The sequence below is a fragment of the Variovorax pasteuri genome (assembly GCF_051216435.1).
Lineage (GTDB): Bacteria > Pseudomonadota > Gammaproteobacteria > Burkholderiales > Burkholderiaceae_C > Variovorax.
Map to the genome: position 1 here is coordinate 1 of NZ_JBPJZS010000001.1, position 15,960 is coordinate 15,960.

Annotated in this window: 13 protein-coding genes; 4 read left to right on the forward strand and 9 right to left on the reverse strand. The window is 67.7% G+C overall.

The annotated features are described in order from the left end of the window. Positions 1 to 296 precede the first annotated feature (296 nt). Positions 297 to 1,874: an AMP-binding protein gene (locus ACSFBM_RS00005; protein ID WP_435482565.1), complete on the forward strand. Its 1,578-nt coding sequence runs from the start codon at positions 297 to 299 to the stop codon at positions 1,872 to 1,874. 45 nt (positions 1,875 to 1,919) lie between these two features. Here the strand turns inward: ACSFBM_RS00005 and ACSFBM_RS00010 are convergent, their stop codons facing one another. From ACSFBM_RS00010 to ACSFBM_RS00050, 9 genes are all read right to left on the reverse strand, one after another. Then, positions 1,920 to 2,903: a Bug family tripartite tricarboxylate transporter substrate binding protein gene (locus ACSFBM_RS00010; RefSeq protein WP_435467432.1), complete on the reverse strand. Its 984-nt coding sequence runs from the start codon at positions 2,901 to 2,903 to the stop codon at positions 1,920 to 1,922. A gap of 46 nt (positions 2,904 to 2,949) precedes the next feature. Beyond that, positions 2,950 to 4,833, reverse strand: a complete 1,884-nt coding sequence (locus ACSFBM_RS00015) for a feruloyl-CoA synthase (protein ID WP_435467431.1) — start codon at positions 4,831 to 4,833, stop codon at positions 2,950 to 2,952. Positions 4,834 to 4,918: 85 nt separating this feature from the next. Beyond that, the gene (locus ACSFBM_RS00020; protein ID WP_435467430.1) at positions 4,919 to 5,743 is read right to left on the reverse strand and encodes an SDR family NAD(P)-dependent oxidoreductase; all 825 of its coding nucleotides are present in this window, start codon (positions 5,741 to 5,743) and stop codon (positions 4,919 to 4,921) included. Between the two features lie 26 nt (positions 5,744 to 5,769). After that, the gene (locus ACSFBM_RS00025; protein ID WP_435467429.1) at positions 5,770 to 6,186 is read right to left on the reverse strand and encodes a MaoC family dehydratase; all 417 of its coding nucleotides are present in this window, start codon (positions 6,184 to 6,186) and stop codon (positions 5,770 to 5,772) included. Positions 6,187 to 6,206: 20 nt separating this feature from the next. Beyond that, positions 6,207 to 6,647, reverse strand: a complete 441-nt coding sequence (locus tag ACSFBM_RS00030; protein WP_435482566.1) for a MaoC family dehydratase N-terminal domain-containing protein — start codon at positions 6,645 to 6,647, stop codon at positions 6,207 to 6,209. Then, positions 6,644 to 7,834 (reverse strand): lipid-transfer protein, encoded by a 1,191-nt coding sequence (locus ACSFBM_RS00035; protein ID WP_435482567.1) that lies wholly within the window; start codon positions 7,832 to 7,834, stop codon positions 6,644 to 6,646. The genes ACSFBM_RS00030 and ACSFBM_RS00035 overlap by 4 nt, the downstream gene beginning before the upstream one ends. Before the next feature lie 23 nt (positions 7,835 to 7,857). After that, positions 7,858 to 8,997: an acyl-CoA dehydrogenase family protein gene (locus ACSFBM_RS00040; RefSeq protein ID WP_435482568.1), complete on the reverse strand. Its 1,140-nt coding sequence runs from the start codon at positions 8,995 to 8,997 to the stop codon at positions 7,858 to 7,860. Between the two features lie 88 nt (positions 8,998 to 9,085). Beyond that, positions 9,086 to 9,913 (reverse strand): enoyl-CoA hydratase/isomerase family protein, encoded by an 828-nt coding sequence (locus ACSFBM_RS00045; protein ID WP_435482569.1) that lies wholly within the window; start codon positions 9,911 to 9,913, stop codon positions 9,086 to 9,088. 78 nt (positions 9,914 to 9,991) lie between these two features. Continuing rightward, complete coding sequence (locus tag ACSFBM_RS00050; RefSeq protein ID WP_435482570.1) at positions 9,992 to 12,808, reverse strand: winged helix-turn-helix domain-containing protein; 2,817 nt, start codon at positions 12,806 to 12,808, stop codon at positions 9,992 to 9,994. 225 nt (positions 12,809 to 13,033) lie between these two features. On the opposite strand from ACSFBM_RS00050, the gene ACSFBM_RS00055 reads away from it, so the two are divergent. The 3 genes from ACSFBM_RS00055 to ACSFBM_RS00065 are packed head-to-tail and all read left to right on the forward strand — an operon-like array spanning position 13,034 to position 15,904. Beyond that, positions 13,034 to 14,203, forward strand: a complete 1,170-nt coding sequence (locus ACSFBM_RS00055) for a CaiB/BaiF CoA transferase family protein (RefSeq protein ID WP_435482571.1) — start codon at positions 13,034 to 13,036, stop codon at positions 14,201 to 14,203. 16 nt (positions 14,204 to 14,219) lie between these two features. Next, the gene (locus ACSFBM_RS00060) at positions 14,220 to 14,975 is read left to right on the forward strand and encodes an electron transfer flavoprotein subunit beta/FixA family protein (RefSeq protein ID WP_435467419.1); all 756 of its coding nucleotides are present in this window, start codon (positions 14,220 to 14,222) and stop codon (positions 14,973 to 14,975) included. Next, positions 14,972 to 15,904, forward strand: a complete 933-nt coding sequence (locus tag ACSFBM_RS00065; RefSeq protein ID WP_435482572.1) for an electron transfer flavoprotein subunit alpha/FixB family protein — start codon at positions 14,972 to 14,974, stop codon at positions 15,902 to 15,904. Before ACSFBM_RS00060 ends, ACSFBM_RS00065 begins: the two co-directional genes overlap by 4 nt. Positions 15,905 to 15,960 lie beyond the last annotated feature (56 nt).

The window sequence follows — 15,960 nt, forward strand, 5'->3', positions numbered from 1 at the left end:
TTCAAATCCGTTCGTGCCCGTCTACGACGACTGGATGGCCTGCGAGGCTAGCGGTGGCCCTCGCGACGTGAATGCTCGGCATACTGGAGCGCCGAAGGCGTTTCCACACAGCCTCGGCCCGTTGCGGCCAAACCGTTTGGTCCTGTCGGAGTACCACACCATCGGATCGAAGTCGACTGGGCAAGCGTTTGGGGAGCCCCCTGAAAAGGGTGGTCGAACAATCTCGTTCAGGCGGCTTACTCGAACCTGCTTGTTGATTTTCGACAGCAGACGCGAGTAATGAAAGCCCGGCCACCATGCACCCATCGCCCAGCCCCATCCTCCACCAAGGCTCGACCTTCGCTGAGCTCTACCGGTCCGCGTTCAAGGCCTTCGCCACCCGCGAGGCGTTGGTTGGCGGCGACGTACGCATGAGCTACCGCCAACTGGAGCAAAGCTGCCATCGCATGGTGCGCAGCTTCCAGGCCATGGGCCTGCAGCGGCAGGACGGCATTGCCGTGCTGGCGACCAATCGGCCCGAGTCGGTGGTGACCATCATCGCGGCGCACCTGATGGGGTTGGTCAACACGCCGCTGCATCCGCTGGGCTCTGAAGATGACCAGGCTTTCATTCTGGTCGACGCGAAGGTCAAGGCGCTGGTGATCGACGTGCCGCGCCATGCCGAGCGCGGTCAGGCGCTGGCGCAGCGCAATCTCGTGCCGCATGTATTGACGCTGGGGCCGGCCCCCTACGGCAGCGACCTGCTGGCCGCATCGAACGGCCTGGACGGCAGCGACATCGCGCTCGACGTGCGGCCGGACGACATCCTCAAGATCGCCTACAGCGGTGGCACCACCGGAAAGTCCAAGGGCATCGTGCATCACCACCGCACGGTGGTGACATCGGCCTTGCAGCAACTCGCGTGCTGGGAATGGCCGCAAGAGGTGCGCTTTCTGGCGGCGACGCCGGTGTCGCATGCAGCGGGCGCGATGATCCTCACGACCTTTCTGCAAGGCGGCACGGTGCATCTGCTCGAACGCTTCACGGCCGACGGCTTTTTGCAGGCGGTAGCGGCCGAGCGCATCACCACCACCTTTCTGGTGCCCACGCAGATCTACGGCCTGCTCGATGCGCCCCACGCGCTGGATGCGCACGACCTCACAAGCCTGCGCCTGGTGCTCTACGGCGCCGCGCCGATGGCACCTGCGCGGTTGCGGCAGGCGCTTGGCCGGCTCGGGCCGGTGTTCGCACAGGTCTACGGCCAGGCCGAGGCGCCCATGACCATCAGCTATTTGCGCCGCGACGAGCACGATCTCGAACGATCCCAGTTGTTGGGCAGTTGTGGCCGCAGCCTGCCGGGCAATCAGGTGCGCCTGCTCGATGCCCACCATGTCGAGGTGCCGGTGGGTGAGATCGGCGAGCTGTGCGTGCGCGGCCCGCTGGTGATGTCGGGTTACCTCGACCGGCCCGAAGAAACGGCCAAGGCCTTCGCCGGCGACTGGCTGCACACCGGCGACATGGCGCGCCGCGATGCCGACGGGTACCTCTACCTGGTCGATCGCGCCAAGGACATGATCATCAGCGGCGGCTTCAACGTGTACTCCAGCGAGGTGGAAAGCTGCCTTGCGCAGCATCCGGCCATCGCCCTGTCGGCGGTCATTGGCGTGCCGCACGAGAAGTGGGGCGAGGCGGTGATGGCGGTGGTGGTGCTGAAGGATGGCGCGCAAGTCGAGGCCGCCGAACTGATCGCCTTCGTCACCGATCGCAAGGGCGTGGTGCAGGCGCCCAAGGTGGTGGTGTTCGCCGATGCGTTGCCGCTGACCGCGCTCGACAAGGTGGACAAGAAGGCGCTGCGTGCCAGGTACTGGGCGGGGCAGGACAGGCAGGTCGGATAGATGGACAAACGGCCGCGAGCAACGGCCGTTTGCATTCCATCCTCTTCAATCCACCTTCGCGCCCGACACCTGCACCAGCTTCTGGATCACCGGGCCGCTGGCCTCGAAGTTCTTTTTGAATTCGGCCGAGCTGTTGCCCATGCCCACCAGGCCAAAGGCCTGGAAACGCGCCTTCATGGCCGCCGTCTGCACGACCGCGCGAGCCTCTTTCTCCAGTCGTGCAAGGACTGGTGCGGGGGTCTTGGCAGGCGCGGTCAGCATCACGCCGCCGACCGGATTGAATTCCTCGTCCGGGAATCCGGCCTCGACCATGGTGGGCACGTTGGGCAGCTCGGGCAGGCGCTTGTTGCCGACGATGGCCAGCGGGCGCAGGCGGCCGGTGGCGATGTGCGGGGCCATCGTGCCCAGGGTGCCGATGCCCATCGGAATCTGGCCGCCGAGGATGTCCTGGATCATCGGTGCTTCGCCCTTGTAGGCGGCGTGAACCATGTCGAGGTTGCGCGATTCGCTCAGGTACGCCATCAGCAGGTGGCTCGATGAGCCGACACCGAAGGAGCCGTAGTTGACCTTGCCCTTGTTGGCCTGGGCCCAGCTCACCAGCTCCTTCATGTTGTGCACCGGCACGTCCTTGCCGACCGCGAACACCAGGCTGGCCGAGCAGATCTCGGTGATGAAGGCGAAGTCGCGCCGCACGTCGTAGGGAACCTTCGCGAACATGTAGGGCGCGTAGTAGATCGGCGTGGCGTGCGAGAAGAACAGCGTGTAGCCGTCGGGCGCGGAACGTGCCACCACCGAGGCGCCAAGCAGACCGGAGGCGCCGGGCTTGTTGTCCACGATGACCGTCTGCCCCAGGCGCTTGCCCAGCTCATCCGCCATCACACGGGCCAGCACGTCGGTCGCGCCGGCCGGCGGAGCCGGAACGACCAGCGTGATGGGCCGCATCGGGTAGTCTTGCGAGAAGGCGAGGGCGCTGCAGGCGATGGCGGTGATGCCGACGAGTCCCTTGGTGAAATTGAAAGCGATGCGCATGGTGTCTCCGGTTCTGATAATTTTTTTGGCGAAGCTCGCGCGACTCTCAGGCGCGTGCAACCTGCGGGCCCGGCTGCGGATGGAGCAGCTGCTCCACCAGCTGGGCCCGGCGCAAGCGCGTCGCCGCCTGGTTGACGTAGCCCTTGTCCGCGATTTCGTTGGCGTCCATCGACGGCGGCTCGGCCATCAGCAGCAGGCGCTCGACGCGCAGGCTGGCGCTGCCGGCGTCCCGACACAGGCGCTCGGCAATGGCCGCGACCAGGACGGGATGGGCCACCAACTCGGCGGCGTTCAGGCCCGCGAGTTCGGGCAGCAAACGCTGGCAGGCGGCCACGTTGGGCCAGGCCAGCGCGGCAACGTAGTTCTGGTCGTGGCCGCAGATGACTGCGTCGGAGATCAGCGGCGCGCAACGCTCGACCAGTTCGAGGCGGATGGCGCCGGTGCGCACCCAGGTGCCGGTGACCAGCTTGAAGTCTTCCGCCACGCGACCGTCGAAGCGCATGCCCTTGGCGGGGTCGTCGACATCGACAAGGCGCACCGCGTCGCCGAGCTTGAAGAAGCCTTCTTCGTCGAACGCCGCCGCCGTGAGGTCGGGCCGCGCGACGTAGCCGCTGAAGTTGTGGGCGCCGCGCACCCGGATCTCGTAGCGGTCGCCTTCCAGCGGCACCAGCTTGACCTCTGTGCCGGGTGCAGGCGCACCGATGTTGGCGAGGTCGTCGCAAGCCCACATGCGGTACGTGCCGACGCCGGCGGTTTCGGTCGAGGCCAGACCGGTGCCGAACACGATGCGCTCGCCCACGGTGCGTTCGGCCACGCGCTGGATGCGCTCGTTGACGTCCTTGGGCAGGCTGGCGCCGCCGTACCCGAAATTGATGACTCGGGCGAACACGCTGCGCGCCAGCTGCGGATCGCGCTCGAGTTCGGCCGCCAGCATGGTCCAGGCCGAAGGCACGCTGGTCAGCAGTGTGGGTGAGATTTCGCGCAGGTTGCGCACCGTGCGATCGAACAGGCCGGGCAGTGGTTTGCCGTCGTCGATGTAGTGCGTGGCGCCGAGCAATACCGCACGGCCGAGGTTGAGCACGCCGCCAAGGGCGTGGTGCCAGGGCAGCCAGTCGAGAAAGACGGGCGGCTCGTCCTGCTCGCCGAGGCTGGCGTACATGTCCGACAGGTTTGCCGCTGTCGCCTGCAGGTTGCGGTAGCTGATGGGCACGCCCTTGGGCACGCCGGTGGAGCCTGAGGTGAAAAGAATCTTGGCGATGTCCTCCGGGCGGATGGCCGCGTGCGCGGCGGCCACCTTGTCACGGCGCTGCACCGTGAGTTCGACGTTCGACAGCGCTTGCCAGGACAACGCGCCCTGCGTGGCGCCTTGCACCGCGATCACCGATACGCCGGTGCCGCCGACCGCAGCGATCGCGCGTTCGAAGGTGACGGCGTCCTGCACGAACAGCGCAGACGGGGGCACGAGTTCGCACACGCCCTTCAGGCGCGCGAAGTCGCGGCTCAGCAGCGAATAGGCGGGTGACACCGGCGCGACCGGCACACCGACGTATTCGGCCGCCAGCAGCAGCACGAGTTGCTCCAGCGAGTTGGGTGAGAGCACCACCAGCGGACGACCCTGGCCCAGGCCCAACTCCAGCAAGGCTGCGCCGATGGTCTGCACCTGCTGCCACAGGCTGCGCCAGGTGATGCGCTTCCACTCGCCTTGCGCGTCGCGTTCGCAAAAGGCAGGCAGGTCGCCGCGGCGGTCGGCCCAATGGGGGATGAAGCCCGCAAAGCCCGTGCGACCGGTGGCCTTGGGTGTGAGCGGGGAGCGCAGGATCAGCGTGCCGTCGGCGCGTCGCTCGCAGATGGCCTTGCGTATCGCATACGGCACGGCCCGGTAGCGCACGGCGGCTGGCGCAATGGGTGATTCGGCGGCGAGGGTTGTCATGCTTGTTGTGTCTCCGGGTTTTTCTGACCAACGCGAGGCAGCGGGTTTTTTGTTCCACCCGCTGCCATCCCCACTCGGCGCGCGCTTATTGCGGCGAGCCGGCCACCGCCACGACCTGGCCGGTGATGTAGTTCGACTCGGGCAGGCAGAACAGGTACACCGCGCCGGCCGCTTCTTCCGGCGTGCCGCCCCGGCCCAGCGGGTTGCGCTGCGCGTGCGACTTGAGCAGCTCGGGGTTCAGGCCCACGCGGATGTCGCGGCCCTCGATGTTCACGGTGGCACCGGCCTTGGCGTCGGCATTGGTCATGCGGGTGTGGATCAGGCCGAACGCCACGGCGTTCACGTTGACCTTGAAGCGGCCCCACTCGCGACTTAGCGCCCGCGTCATGCCGATCACGCCGGCCTTGGCCGACGAGTAGTTCATCTGGCCGGCATTGCCGTTGAGCGCCGAGGTCGACGAGACGTTGACCACCTTGCGGTACACCTCGATGCCCTTTTCCTGGTCCGCCTGCGCCTGTGCCTTGATGACCGGGTAGGCCGCGCGCAGGATGCGGAAGGGTGCCGTCATGTGGCAGTCGACGATGGCGTGCCATTGCTCGTCCGTCATGCGCTGGATCACATCGTCCCAGGTGAAGCCGGCGTTGTTGACGATGATGTCGATGCCCTTGAAGTTGTCCATCGCCGCCTTGATGTAGCGCTCTGCGAAGTCGGGTGCGCTGACGTTGCCCGCGCAGGCCACGGCCTGCGCGCCGCTCTTCTTCAGCAGCTCGACCGTCTCTTGCGCCGGATCGGCGTCCAGGTCGTTGACCACGATGCGCGCGCCCTGGCTGGCCAGCTTCATGGCAATGGCCTGGCCGATGCCGCGACCCGAACCGGTGACCAGTGCCACCTTGCCGTCGAGAGTTCCCATGCGTCTATCTCCAAAAAATTTGATGTTCAGAGCGCGACCACGGCATCGCCAACGATCTTGGTCTCGCCGTACTGGTTGCGCGTTTCGATTTCGAGCCTCACGCGCTGCTCGCCATCCACCTCGAACTTCTCGACCACCTTGCCCGCGCAGGTGATCTGGTGGCCCAGGTGCGTGATGCCGGTGAAGCGCACGCCGAAGCTGCGCAGTCGCCGCTGGTCGACCCACTGCGTGAGCAGGCGTCCCAGGTAGGCCATCGACAACATGCCGTGCGCGAACACGTCGGGCATGCCGGCCTTGCGGGCGTAGTCGAGGTCGATGTGAATCTGGTTGTGGTCGCCCGAGGCGCCCGCGAACAGGGCCAGCGTGGTGCGGCTGATGGCCGGCAGTTGCAGCCCGGGCAGGGCGTCGCCGACGTCGAGGCTTGCGAATGCGGGTTGGCTCATGGTGTGTGTTCCTGTCTTCTTCATGCGTTCTTGTGGACCAGCACGCTGCGCAGGTCCGCCACGTGCTCGCCGCGCTGGTTGGTGACGCGCGACTTGCGCTCCACGAAGCTCAGCGCGCCGCCCTTCTTGTCGTAGATGTCGGCGATGTGCGTCTCGAACTGCAGCGTGTCCCCGGCGTAGGCCATGCGGTGGTAGCTGAAGCTCTCTTCGCCGTGCAGGATGCGCGAGGTCACGATGCCCAGCGTGTCGCGCCAGGCGCTCGAAGGAATCTGGAACTCCAGCGAGAACAGGAAGGTCGGCGGCAGCGGCAGGCCCGGATGCCCGGCGTCGCGCGCGGCCGATTCGTCGAGGTAGACCGGGTCGGTCTCGCCGATGGACTTGGCGAAGAAGCGCAGTTGCCCCGCCTCGGCCGTGGCCTTGTAGACCGGCAGCTTCATGCCGATGTGCTTCTTGTCGATCATGCCGACGCCTTCTGGTAGATGGTGACCACGCCGGCGCCGCCCAGGCCCAGGTTGTGCTGCAGCGCGACCTTGGCGCCCGCAACCTGGCGCTTGTCTGCGGTGCCGCGCAACTGGTGCGTGAGTTCGTAGCACTGCGCCAGGCCGGTGGCGCCCAGCGGGTGGCCCTTGGACAGCAGGCCACCCGAGGGGTTGGTGACCCAGCGGCCGCCGTAGGTGTTGTCGCCGTCGTTGACCAGCTTCTCGGCTTCGCCTTCGCCGCACAGGCCCAGGCCCTCGTAGGTGAGCAGCTCGTTCTGCGCAAAGCAGTCGTGCAGCTCGATCACATCGATGTCCCGCGGTCCGACGCCGGCTTGCTCGTAGGCCTGCTTCGCGGCAAGGGCTGTCATGTCGAAGCCTACGACGCGGATCATGTCCTTGGCGTCGTAGGTGCTGGGCAGATCGGTGGCCATGGCCTGACCGGCGATGACCACGTCGGTGCGCAGGCCATGCTTGCGGGCGAATGCTTCGGAGACCACGATCGCCGCTGCGCCGCCGCATGTCGGCGGGCAAGCCATGAGGCGGGTGATCACGCCGTCCCACAGCATGGGCGAGGCTATGACGTCCTCGGTCGTCACGATGTTGCGGAACACGGCGAGCGGGTTGTTCGCGGCGTGGCGGCTGGCCTTGGCACGGATCTTCGCGAAGGTTTCCAGCTTGGTGCCGTACTTCTGCATGTGGGCCTGGCCGGCGCCGGCGAACTGGCGGATGGCCGAGGGAATCTCGGGCCGGCCGACCAATTCATCGACCACCTTCTGCGCACGCTCGAGCGCCGGTGCGCGGTCGTCCCAGCGGGACTTCAGCGCACCCGGGTTCATCTGCTCGAAGCCGAAGGCGAGTGCGCATTCGACCGCGCCGCTTTGCACCGCCTGGCGCGCGAGGAACAGCGCCGACGAACCGGTGGCGCAGTTGTTGTTGACGTTGAGCACCGGGATGCCGGTCATGCCGACGCGGTACAGCGCCTTCTGGCCGCAGGTGGAGTCCCCGTAGACGTAGCCGGCATACGCTTGCTGCACGTCGCTGAAGTCCAGTCCGGCATCGGACAGCGCCATGCGAATGGCCTGTTCGCCCATCACGTCGTAAGGCTCGCTGGTGCCGGGCTTCTTGAACGGAATCATGCCGACGCCGGCGACGAAAACCTTGTTTGTCATGTAGTTCCTCGGGGTGGTTTGAATCAGAGTTTTCGGGCGATGAGCTCGCGCATCACCTCGCTGGTACCGCCATAGATGCGCGTGACGCGCATGTCGACGAAGTCGCGCGCGATCGGGTACTCCAGCATGTAGCCGTAGCCGCCGTGCAGTTGCACCATCTCGTCGAGCGCCTTGCCCAGTGTCTCGGTGGCGAAGAGCTTGGCTATGGCCGCTTCTTCCAGCGTGAGGCGGCGGCGCATGTGCTCGCCAATGTAGTGGTCGATCAGGGTGCGCACGGCCACCGCCTGCGCCTTGACATCGGCCAGCTTGAACTTGGTGTTCTGGAAGTCCCACACGGTCTGGTCGAAGGCGTGGCGCTCCTTGACGTAGGCAAGTGTGTTGTCGAGCGCGCGCTCCAGCCTGGCGGCGGCCGATATGGCGATGGTGAAACGCTCCTGCGGGAGTTCGCCCATCAGGTAGGCAAAGCCCTTGCCTTCCTCGCCCAGGCGGTTGGCCACCGGCACGCGCACGTTGTCGAAGAAAAGCTCGGCCGTGTCCTGCGCATGCTGGCCTACTTTTTCCAGCTTGCGGCCGCGCCGGAAGCCCGCGCGCGTGGCCTCGACCGCGATCAGGCTGATGCCCTTGGCGCCGGCAGCCGGGTCGGTCTTGCAGACCACGATGATCAGGTCGGCCGTCAGGCCGTTGCTGATGAAGGTCTTGCTGCCGTTGATGACGTACTCGTCGCCTTCGCGCACGGCCGTGGTACGCACCGCCTTCAGGTCGCTGCCGGTGCCCGGCTCGGTCATGGCGATGGCCAGGATGATCTCGCCGGAAGCCGCGCCGGGCAGCCACTTGCGCTTTTGCTCCTCGTTGCCGGCACGCAGGATGTAGGGCGCGATGATGTCCGAGTGCATGCCGAAGGCCGGGCCGCTCACGCCGGAGCGCGCCATCTCTTCGCCGAATACGGCCGCGTGGCCGAAGTCGCCGCCGCCGCCGCCGTATTCCTCGGGCAGCGAGGCGCACAGCAGGCCTTCGCGGCCGGCCTTCAGCCAGGTCTCGCGGTCGACCTGGCCGGCCTGGTCCCAGGCGGCCTGGCGCGGCTTGCATTCGCGCTCCAGGAAGCGGCGCACCGTCTCGCGGTACATCTCATGGTCGTCTCGAAAGACGTTGCGGGTCACGTTCACGGATTTGTCTCCTGAGGGGATGCGCGGGGCAAGACTCAACGGTAAATCTCGGGGCGCGCGCGGCCACCACTCCCGATGGGGGGCGGGTTCACCCCGGGGTGCGGTCCCAGTCGTAGGCGGGCGCCTCGCCGCGCAGGAAGGCATCGACGGCGGCAGCGTGATAGGGCGCGGTCGAAGCCACCGCCTGCGCGTTGGCTTCCAGTTCGGCCAGGGTGGCGTAGGGCGTCTCGAAGCTCCTGTTGAGGAGGCTCTTGGTCAGGCCCAGGGCCTCGCGTGGGCCGGCGACGAAGCGACGAGCGAAGCGCAGCGCGTCGGGCAGCAGTGCTTCCGGCTCGTGCAATGTGTGGACGAAACCCAGCTGCTTGCCCTCCGCGGCGCTCACGCGGCGCGCGGTGAGCGCCAGTTCCTTGGCCATCGGAAGGCCGACGGCGCGCGGCAGGAAGTGGAAGATGCCCAGATCGGGAACAAGCCCGATCTTGACGAAGGACATGCAGAACATGGCGCGGGTGGAGGCCAGCACGAAGTCCGCCGCCAGCGCGATCGAGAAGCCGGCGCCGACGGCCGGCCCATCGACCGCGGCAATCACCGGCACTTCGATTGAGCGCAAGCGCTCGATCCAGCCGTGGCCGGCTTGTACGCGCCGGCGCATGGCGTCGGCGCTTCGAAATTCAGGATCGGCGTTGTTCTGGCGGGACTTCAGGTCGCCGCCAGCGCTGAAGCTCCCGCCAGAGCCGGTGAGTACCAGGGCGCGCACGCGGCGCTCGGCCTCGACGTGGTCGAGCATGTCGCGGTAGTCGGCGCGCAACGCGATCGACAGGGCGTTGCGTGCTGCCGGCCTCTGGTGCGTGAATACGGCCACGCCGTCGTCTTCGATCGAGAGCTGCGATTCGCGCAGGGCAATGACTTCGCTCGGCATGGGGCCTCCTTGCTTGGGGAGGCCGATGATCGACCTGGGCGCGCACACGCAGCCCACCCGAAGTGGGGGGCGGGTGCGTCAGGTCGGTGCCGCGGTGGCGCCCTCGGCGGCGTCCCAGCCAAGGTCGCGCACCCGCGCCACCGCCTCGTCGCGGCCGGACACGCGCAGCTTGCCGTAGATGCGGCTCAGGTACCACTTGACCGTCTCAGGCGACAAGCCGAGGGCGCGGGCGATCTTCTTGTTGGGCATGGCTTGCGCGAGCAGGCGCAGCATTTCGATTTCGCGTTCGCTGAAGGCCTCCAAGCCGGCCGGCACGGCGCCGCGCGCGCTTGGCTTGGCCCTGGCGTCGTCCGTGGGAGCGTCGGGCCGTGAGCGGATGGCCAGCAGACGCTCGACGTAGAAGGCCAGCACCGGATCGAGCGGCTCGGTCTGAGCGAGTTCGCCCAGCATCCTGCGCGCAGCCGGGTCGGCATCGACCAAGCTGCGCAGCAGGCCGAGTCGGTGCCCGCTCTGCAGCGCGTCGAGCAGCTTCACGCGGGCGGATTCGCAGCGCCCAAGGTGGGCGTCGACCACCGCACTGCGAATGAGCAGGTGCACCACGCTGCGTTGCCGGCCACGTGCTTCGCAGCGGGTGAGCAGGCTGGCGAGCTGCGCGGCGGCGCTTTCGAATTCGCCCAGGGTCACGGCCAACCGGATGCGTGCGCGCTGTGTCACCTCACCGATCTCGCCGAGTGATCCCGACTCTGATGAGTCGGCATGGCGGGCATTGATCGCCTCCAGCCGTCCCAGGGCCGCCTCGGCGGCCATCAGTTCGCCGAGCAGGAGGCGGTAATTCACTTCGTCGGCCAGGCGGTGTGCGAGCAGGCGGTCCAGTTGATGACGCGTGGCGTAGGCCTCCAGCCGCTCCAGGTGGGCGAAGGCGCCGGCCGGGTCGCCGGCCTGCCAGTCGGCTGCGGCCAGCACCCGGTACACACGCAGCACCGCGTCGGGAATCGCGATGCGCTCCAGGATGTCGACCTTGTCCTCGAGCAGCGCACGCGCCTGCCGGGCATCGTCGAGCTCATAGAGCACGTCGGTGAGCAGGCTGAGCGCAAGGTAGCGCGAATCGGCGCAGGCCTTGCCGGCCTGTTCGGCTTCGGCCGCCACGGCGCGCAGGACGCGCTCGGCCTGCGTCATCTTTCCTTCCATCGCATAGCTCAGGCCGACCATGCCGCGACCTTGCAGGCTGCCGGCGGCGGTGGCGACGAGCGGTGCGCCGTCGACCATCAGCGGCGGGGCTTCGAGCTGCACGCGGCGGGCCTGTTCGTATTCCCCCTGCTGCACGTAGAGCCACGACAGGATGTTGTGGCGCACCCCGACGGCCAGCGGATCGGCGTCAGGCGGCACCTGCAGCAGTTGCGGCAGCATCGTCAGGGCGGTGTCGGTGTCGTCGCGCTGCAGCGCCAGCGCGGCTTGCAGGGCCGCAACGTGGAAGCGGTGGGCGGCGGCATCCATCGGCAACTGGCGCGCCAGTTCGTCGAGGGTCCGGGTGCAGGCATCCAGGTCGCGCTCGAAGAACTGTGTGCGCACCAGCCACAGGCGCATGCTAAAGCTGCGCTGGAGCTGCTCCGGTGGAAGCTGGCGCAGCAGCGCCGCAAGCTCCCGCCGTTCGCCGCGCACGATGAGCGACTGAGCGCACTGGTCGACCAGCGCCGCGGCCTGCGCCGGTTCACCCGACTGCACGGCATGGCGCACTGCGTCCTGCAGCAGGCCGCGATCGCGAAACCAGGCAAAGGCGCGCGCGTGCACGGCTTGGCGCGCAGGCTCGCCGATGGCGGCAAAGCGGGTCAGCAGCGCTTCACGCAGCAGCGGATGCAGGCAATACCAGGTCTCGGCAGGCTGGTTCTCGACGCGGACGACAAAGAGATCTTCGCTTTCGAGCCGCACGAGCAGCGTCGCCAATTCGGCGACGCGGTCCGGCGCCCCGACGAGCGCGGCACACAGCGGCGCGCACACGCGTTGGCAGGGCGCGGCGTGCACGAGCATCTCGAGTTCGTCGGGTGACAGGTGCGAGCACACCTCCTGCTCGAAATACCGGGTCAGGGCGACCGCATCGCGTGTCGGCAGGCCGGCGAACGGCTTGCCCGCTTCTGGCGTGCCGGGTTCCTGCCGCTTCCTTTTCCAGTCAAGCGTGAAGAGGCGAAGGCCGGCCACCCAGCCTTCGCTGAGTTCGTGCAGGCCACGGGCCGTGCGGGCATCGATCTCGCCCAGTTGCGACTTCAGGAACTGGGCGCTCTCCGCCGCCGTGAAGCGCAGGTCGCGTTGGTCGAGTTCCAGGGTTTGTGCCTGGCTGCGCAGCCGGTCGAGCGACAGCCGCACGCTGCCGCGCGAGGCGAGCACCAGGTGCAGGTTGGGCGGGGCATAGTCCAGCAGCCATTGCAGCGCGTCGAGGATCGCTGGGTGGCGCAGGTGATGCAGGTCGTCGAGCACCAGCGCCAGATCGCGCGGATGTGCCGCGACGCCGCGTACCAGCGAAATGATCAGCCGCTCGATGGCGTCGGGGTCGGTGTCGAGGCCTGCGGTGTTCCACAAGGCACCCTCGCGCAACGGCGGCGGATCGACCCGCGCCACGCTGGCGAGCAGGCCTTCGAGGAAGCGCGCGGGTTCGTCGTCCTGCGCGCTGGGCGAGAACCAGGCGATGTCGAAGCCCAGCGGAACGATGCTCTGGCGCCAGGCCGCGATGAGCGTGGACTTGCCTGCGCCGGCGGGCCCGGTGACGACGATGCAACGCAGGCGCCGCGCCTCGAGCAGGCGTGCCAGCAGGCGCTCGCGACCGACGATGCCCACGCCCGAGCGTTGCGCCGCCGCCTCAGGCAAGGCCGGCTGCGTGGCTGAGTGGGCGGGGCGCGGTGGCATGGATGAGTGCAGGGCGGTCCAGAGGACCAACATCGCCGTGGATTGTGCTGCAGCATAAGCGCGCAGCACCGCTGCGGTGGGGCACTACCCAATGCGGGTAGGGGTGATGCGCACGGGGCTCTGCTCTACTTCATCGCATCGAATCGACGGGCCTGCGTTCCTGGACGCGGCGCGCCATTCGCCCGGCATGGGCCGGGTTCATCCTGCAACGAACTGGAGACTTCCATGGGTGTTTTGTCCGGCATTCGGGTCCTGGAGTTCGAGGCCATCGGCCCCGGGCCCTTCGGCACCATGCTGCTCGCCGACATGGGCGCCGACGTGATCCGCATCGACCGGCCGGTGGCCCACGCGGACCTTGGCCCCAAGTCGAGCGGTCCGCGCATCGACATCACCGGCCGGGGCCGCCGCTCGGTCACGCTCGACCTCAAGCAACCCGCGGCAGTGGCCGTTGCGCTCGATCTGATCGAGCGGGCCGACGTGGTCATCGAAGGCTTCAGGCCCGGCGCGATGGAGCGCCTGGGCCTTGGCCCGGACGTGGCGTTGGCGCGCAATCCGCGGCTGGTCTATGGCCGCATGACCGGCTGGGGCCAGACCGGTCCGCTGGCCGAGCGTGCCGGGCACGACCTGAACTACATCGCGCTGTCGGGCGTGCTCTCGGCCATCGGGCCGGCCGGCGCCAAGCCGACGGTGCCGCTCAACCTGGTGGGCGACTATGGCGGCGGCGGCATGCTGCTGGCCATGGGTGTGTTGGCCGCCATGCTGAACGTGCAGCGCGGTGGTGCCGGGCAGGTGGTCGACGCGGCCATGATCGAAGGTGCGGCCCAGCTCGGTTCGGTGTTCTGGGGAATGATCGCCGCGGGCAGCTGGCAGGAAGAGCGGGGCAGCAACTGGCTTGACGGCGGCGCACCGTGGTACGACAGCTACCTCACCAGCGACGGCCACTACATGACGGTCGGCGCGGTCGAAGCGCGCTTTTATGCGGAGCTGCTCGACAAGCTGGGGCTCGCCAATGCCGATCTGCCCAAGCAACACGACCGTGCTGGCTGGCCTCGCCTGCGCAAGACCTTCGAGCGTGCCTTTGCGAGCCGCACGCGCGCCCAGTGGTGCGCGGTGTTCGATGGCAGCGACGCCTGCGTCGCGCCCGTGCTCGGCTTTGCCGAAGCGCCCAACCATGCCCAGCACCGCGCGCGCGGCAGCTTCGTGGAAGTGGGCGGCGTCATGCAGCCCGGCCCGGCGCCGCGCTTTTCGGCCACGCCTTCGGCGCTGCCGAAAAGCGCCCCGGCGCGCGGCGAGCACGGCGCCGCTGCCCTGCGCGACTGGGGCTTTGATTCCGATGCCATCGGCCGCCTGCAACAGCAGGGACTGGGCCTGAAGGCAGACCCGACAGCAACCTGATGATGGAGTACAGCAAGTGAAGGCACTGGTCGCAGTGAAGCGCGTCTTGGACGCGAACGTGAAGGCGCAAGTCGGCGCCAACGGAACCGGCGTGAATCTCGCCAATGTGAAGATGAGCATGAACCCCTTCGACGAGATCGCGGTCGAGGAGGCGGTGCGCCTGAAAGAGAAGGGTGTGGTGACCGAGATCGTCGTGGTGTCTTGCGGGGTCGCGCAATGCCAGGAGACGCTGCGCACCGCCATGGCTATCGGCGCCGACCGCGCCGTGCTGGTCGAATGCGCGCAGGAGCTGCAACCGCTCGCCGTCGCCAAACTGCTGAAGGCGCTGGTCGACCGAGAGAGGCCCGAGCTGGTCATCCTGGGCAAGCAGGCCATCGACGACGACTGCAACCAGACCGGCCAGATGCTGGCCGCGCTGCTCGATGTGCCGCAAGCCACCTTCGCCTCGAAGGTCGAGATTGCCGACGGCGCCGCCACCGTGACGCGCGAAGTCGACGGCGGCCTGGAAACCGTGAAGTTCCGACTTCCCGCAGTGATCACCACCGACCTGCGCCTGAATGAGCCGCGCTACGTGACCTTGCCCAACATCATGAAGGCCAAGAAGAAGCCGCTTGTCACGACGACGCCCGTGGAACTCGGTGTTGACGTCGCGCCACGCCTGAAAACCCTGAAGGTCGCCGAGCCGCCACGGCGCGGCGCCGGCATCAAGGTGCCCGACGTGTCGACCTTGATCGACAAGCTGAAGAACGAAGCGAAGGTGATCCAGCCATGACCGTACTTGTTATTGCCGAACACGACCACGGCGCACTGAAGAGCGCCACACGCAACACCGTCACTGCGGCCCTGGCCTGCAGCACCGACGTCCACGTGCTGGTGGCCGGGCACGATGCGGCTGGCGCGGCACAGGCTGCGTCGCAGATCGCCGGCGTCGCCAAGGTGCTGCACGCGGATGCACCGCAACTGGCCGACCTGCTCGTTGAGAACGTCGCAGCCCAGGTGCTCGCCCTGGCCGACGGCTACAGCCACTTGCTGTTTCCGGCGACGGCCCACGGCAAGAACGTGGCGCCGCGCGTGGCTGCCAGGCTCGACGTGGCGCAGGTCTCAGAAATCACCCGTGTCATCTCGCCGGACACCTTCGAGCGGCCGATCTACGCTGGCAACGCAGTCGCCACGGTGCAGAGCACTGATGCGGTGAAAGTCCTGACGGTGCGTGGCACGGGCTTCGACGCGGCTGCAGCCTTCGGTGGCACGGCCGTCATCGAACAAATAGCGGCCGTGGCCGACACCCACGCCGCGAGCCTGGTGGGCCGCGAAGTGACGAAGAGCGATCGCCCGGAACTGACGGCCGCAAAGATCGTGGTCTCGGGCGGGCGCGCGCTGGGCTCCGGCGAGAAGTTCGGCGAAGTGTTGACGCCGCTGGCCGACAAGCTCGGCGCGGCGCTCGGTGCCAGCCGCGCCGCAGTGGATGCCGGCTATGCGCCCAACGACTGGCAGGTCGGCCAGACCGGCAAGGTGGTCGCGCCCGCGCTGTACATCGCGGTGGGCATCAGCGGGGCCATACAGCACCTGGCTGGTATGAAGGAGTCGAAGGTGATCGTCGCGATCAACAAGGACGCGGAAGCCCCGATCTTCAGCGTAGCGGACTATGGCTTAGAAGCCGACCTGTTCACCGCTGTGCCTGAGATTGTGGACTCGCTCTAAGGTGGCCGCAGGACTGTGCCTTTCTGCGTCAAGAATCGAAAGGACAGCCTCGGTGC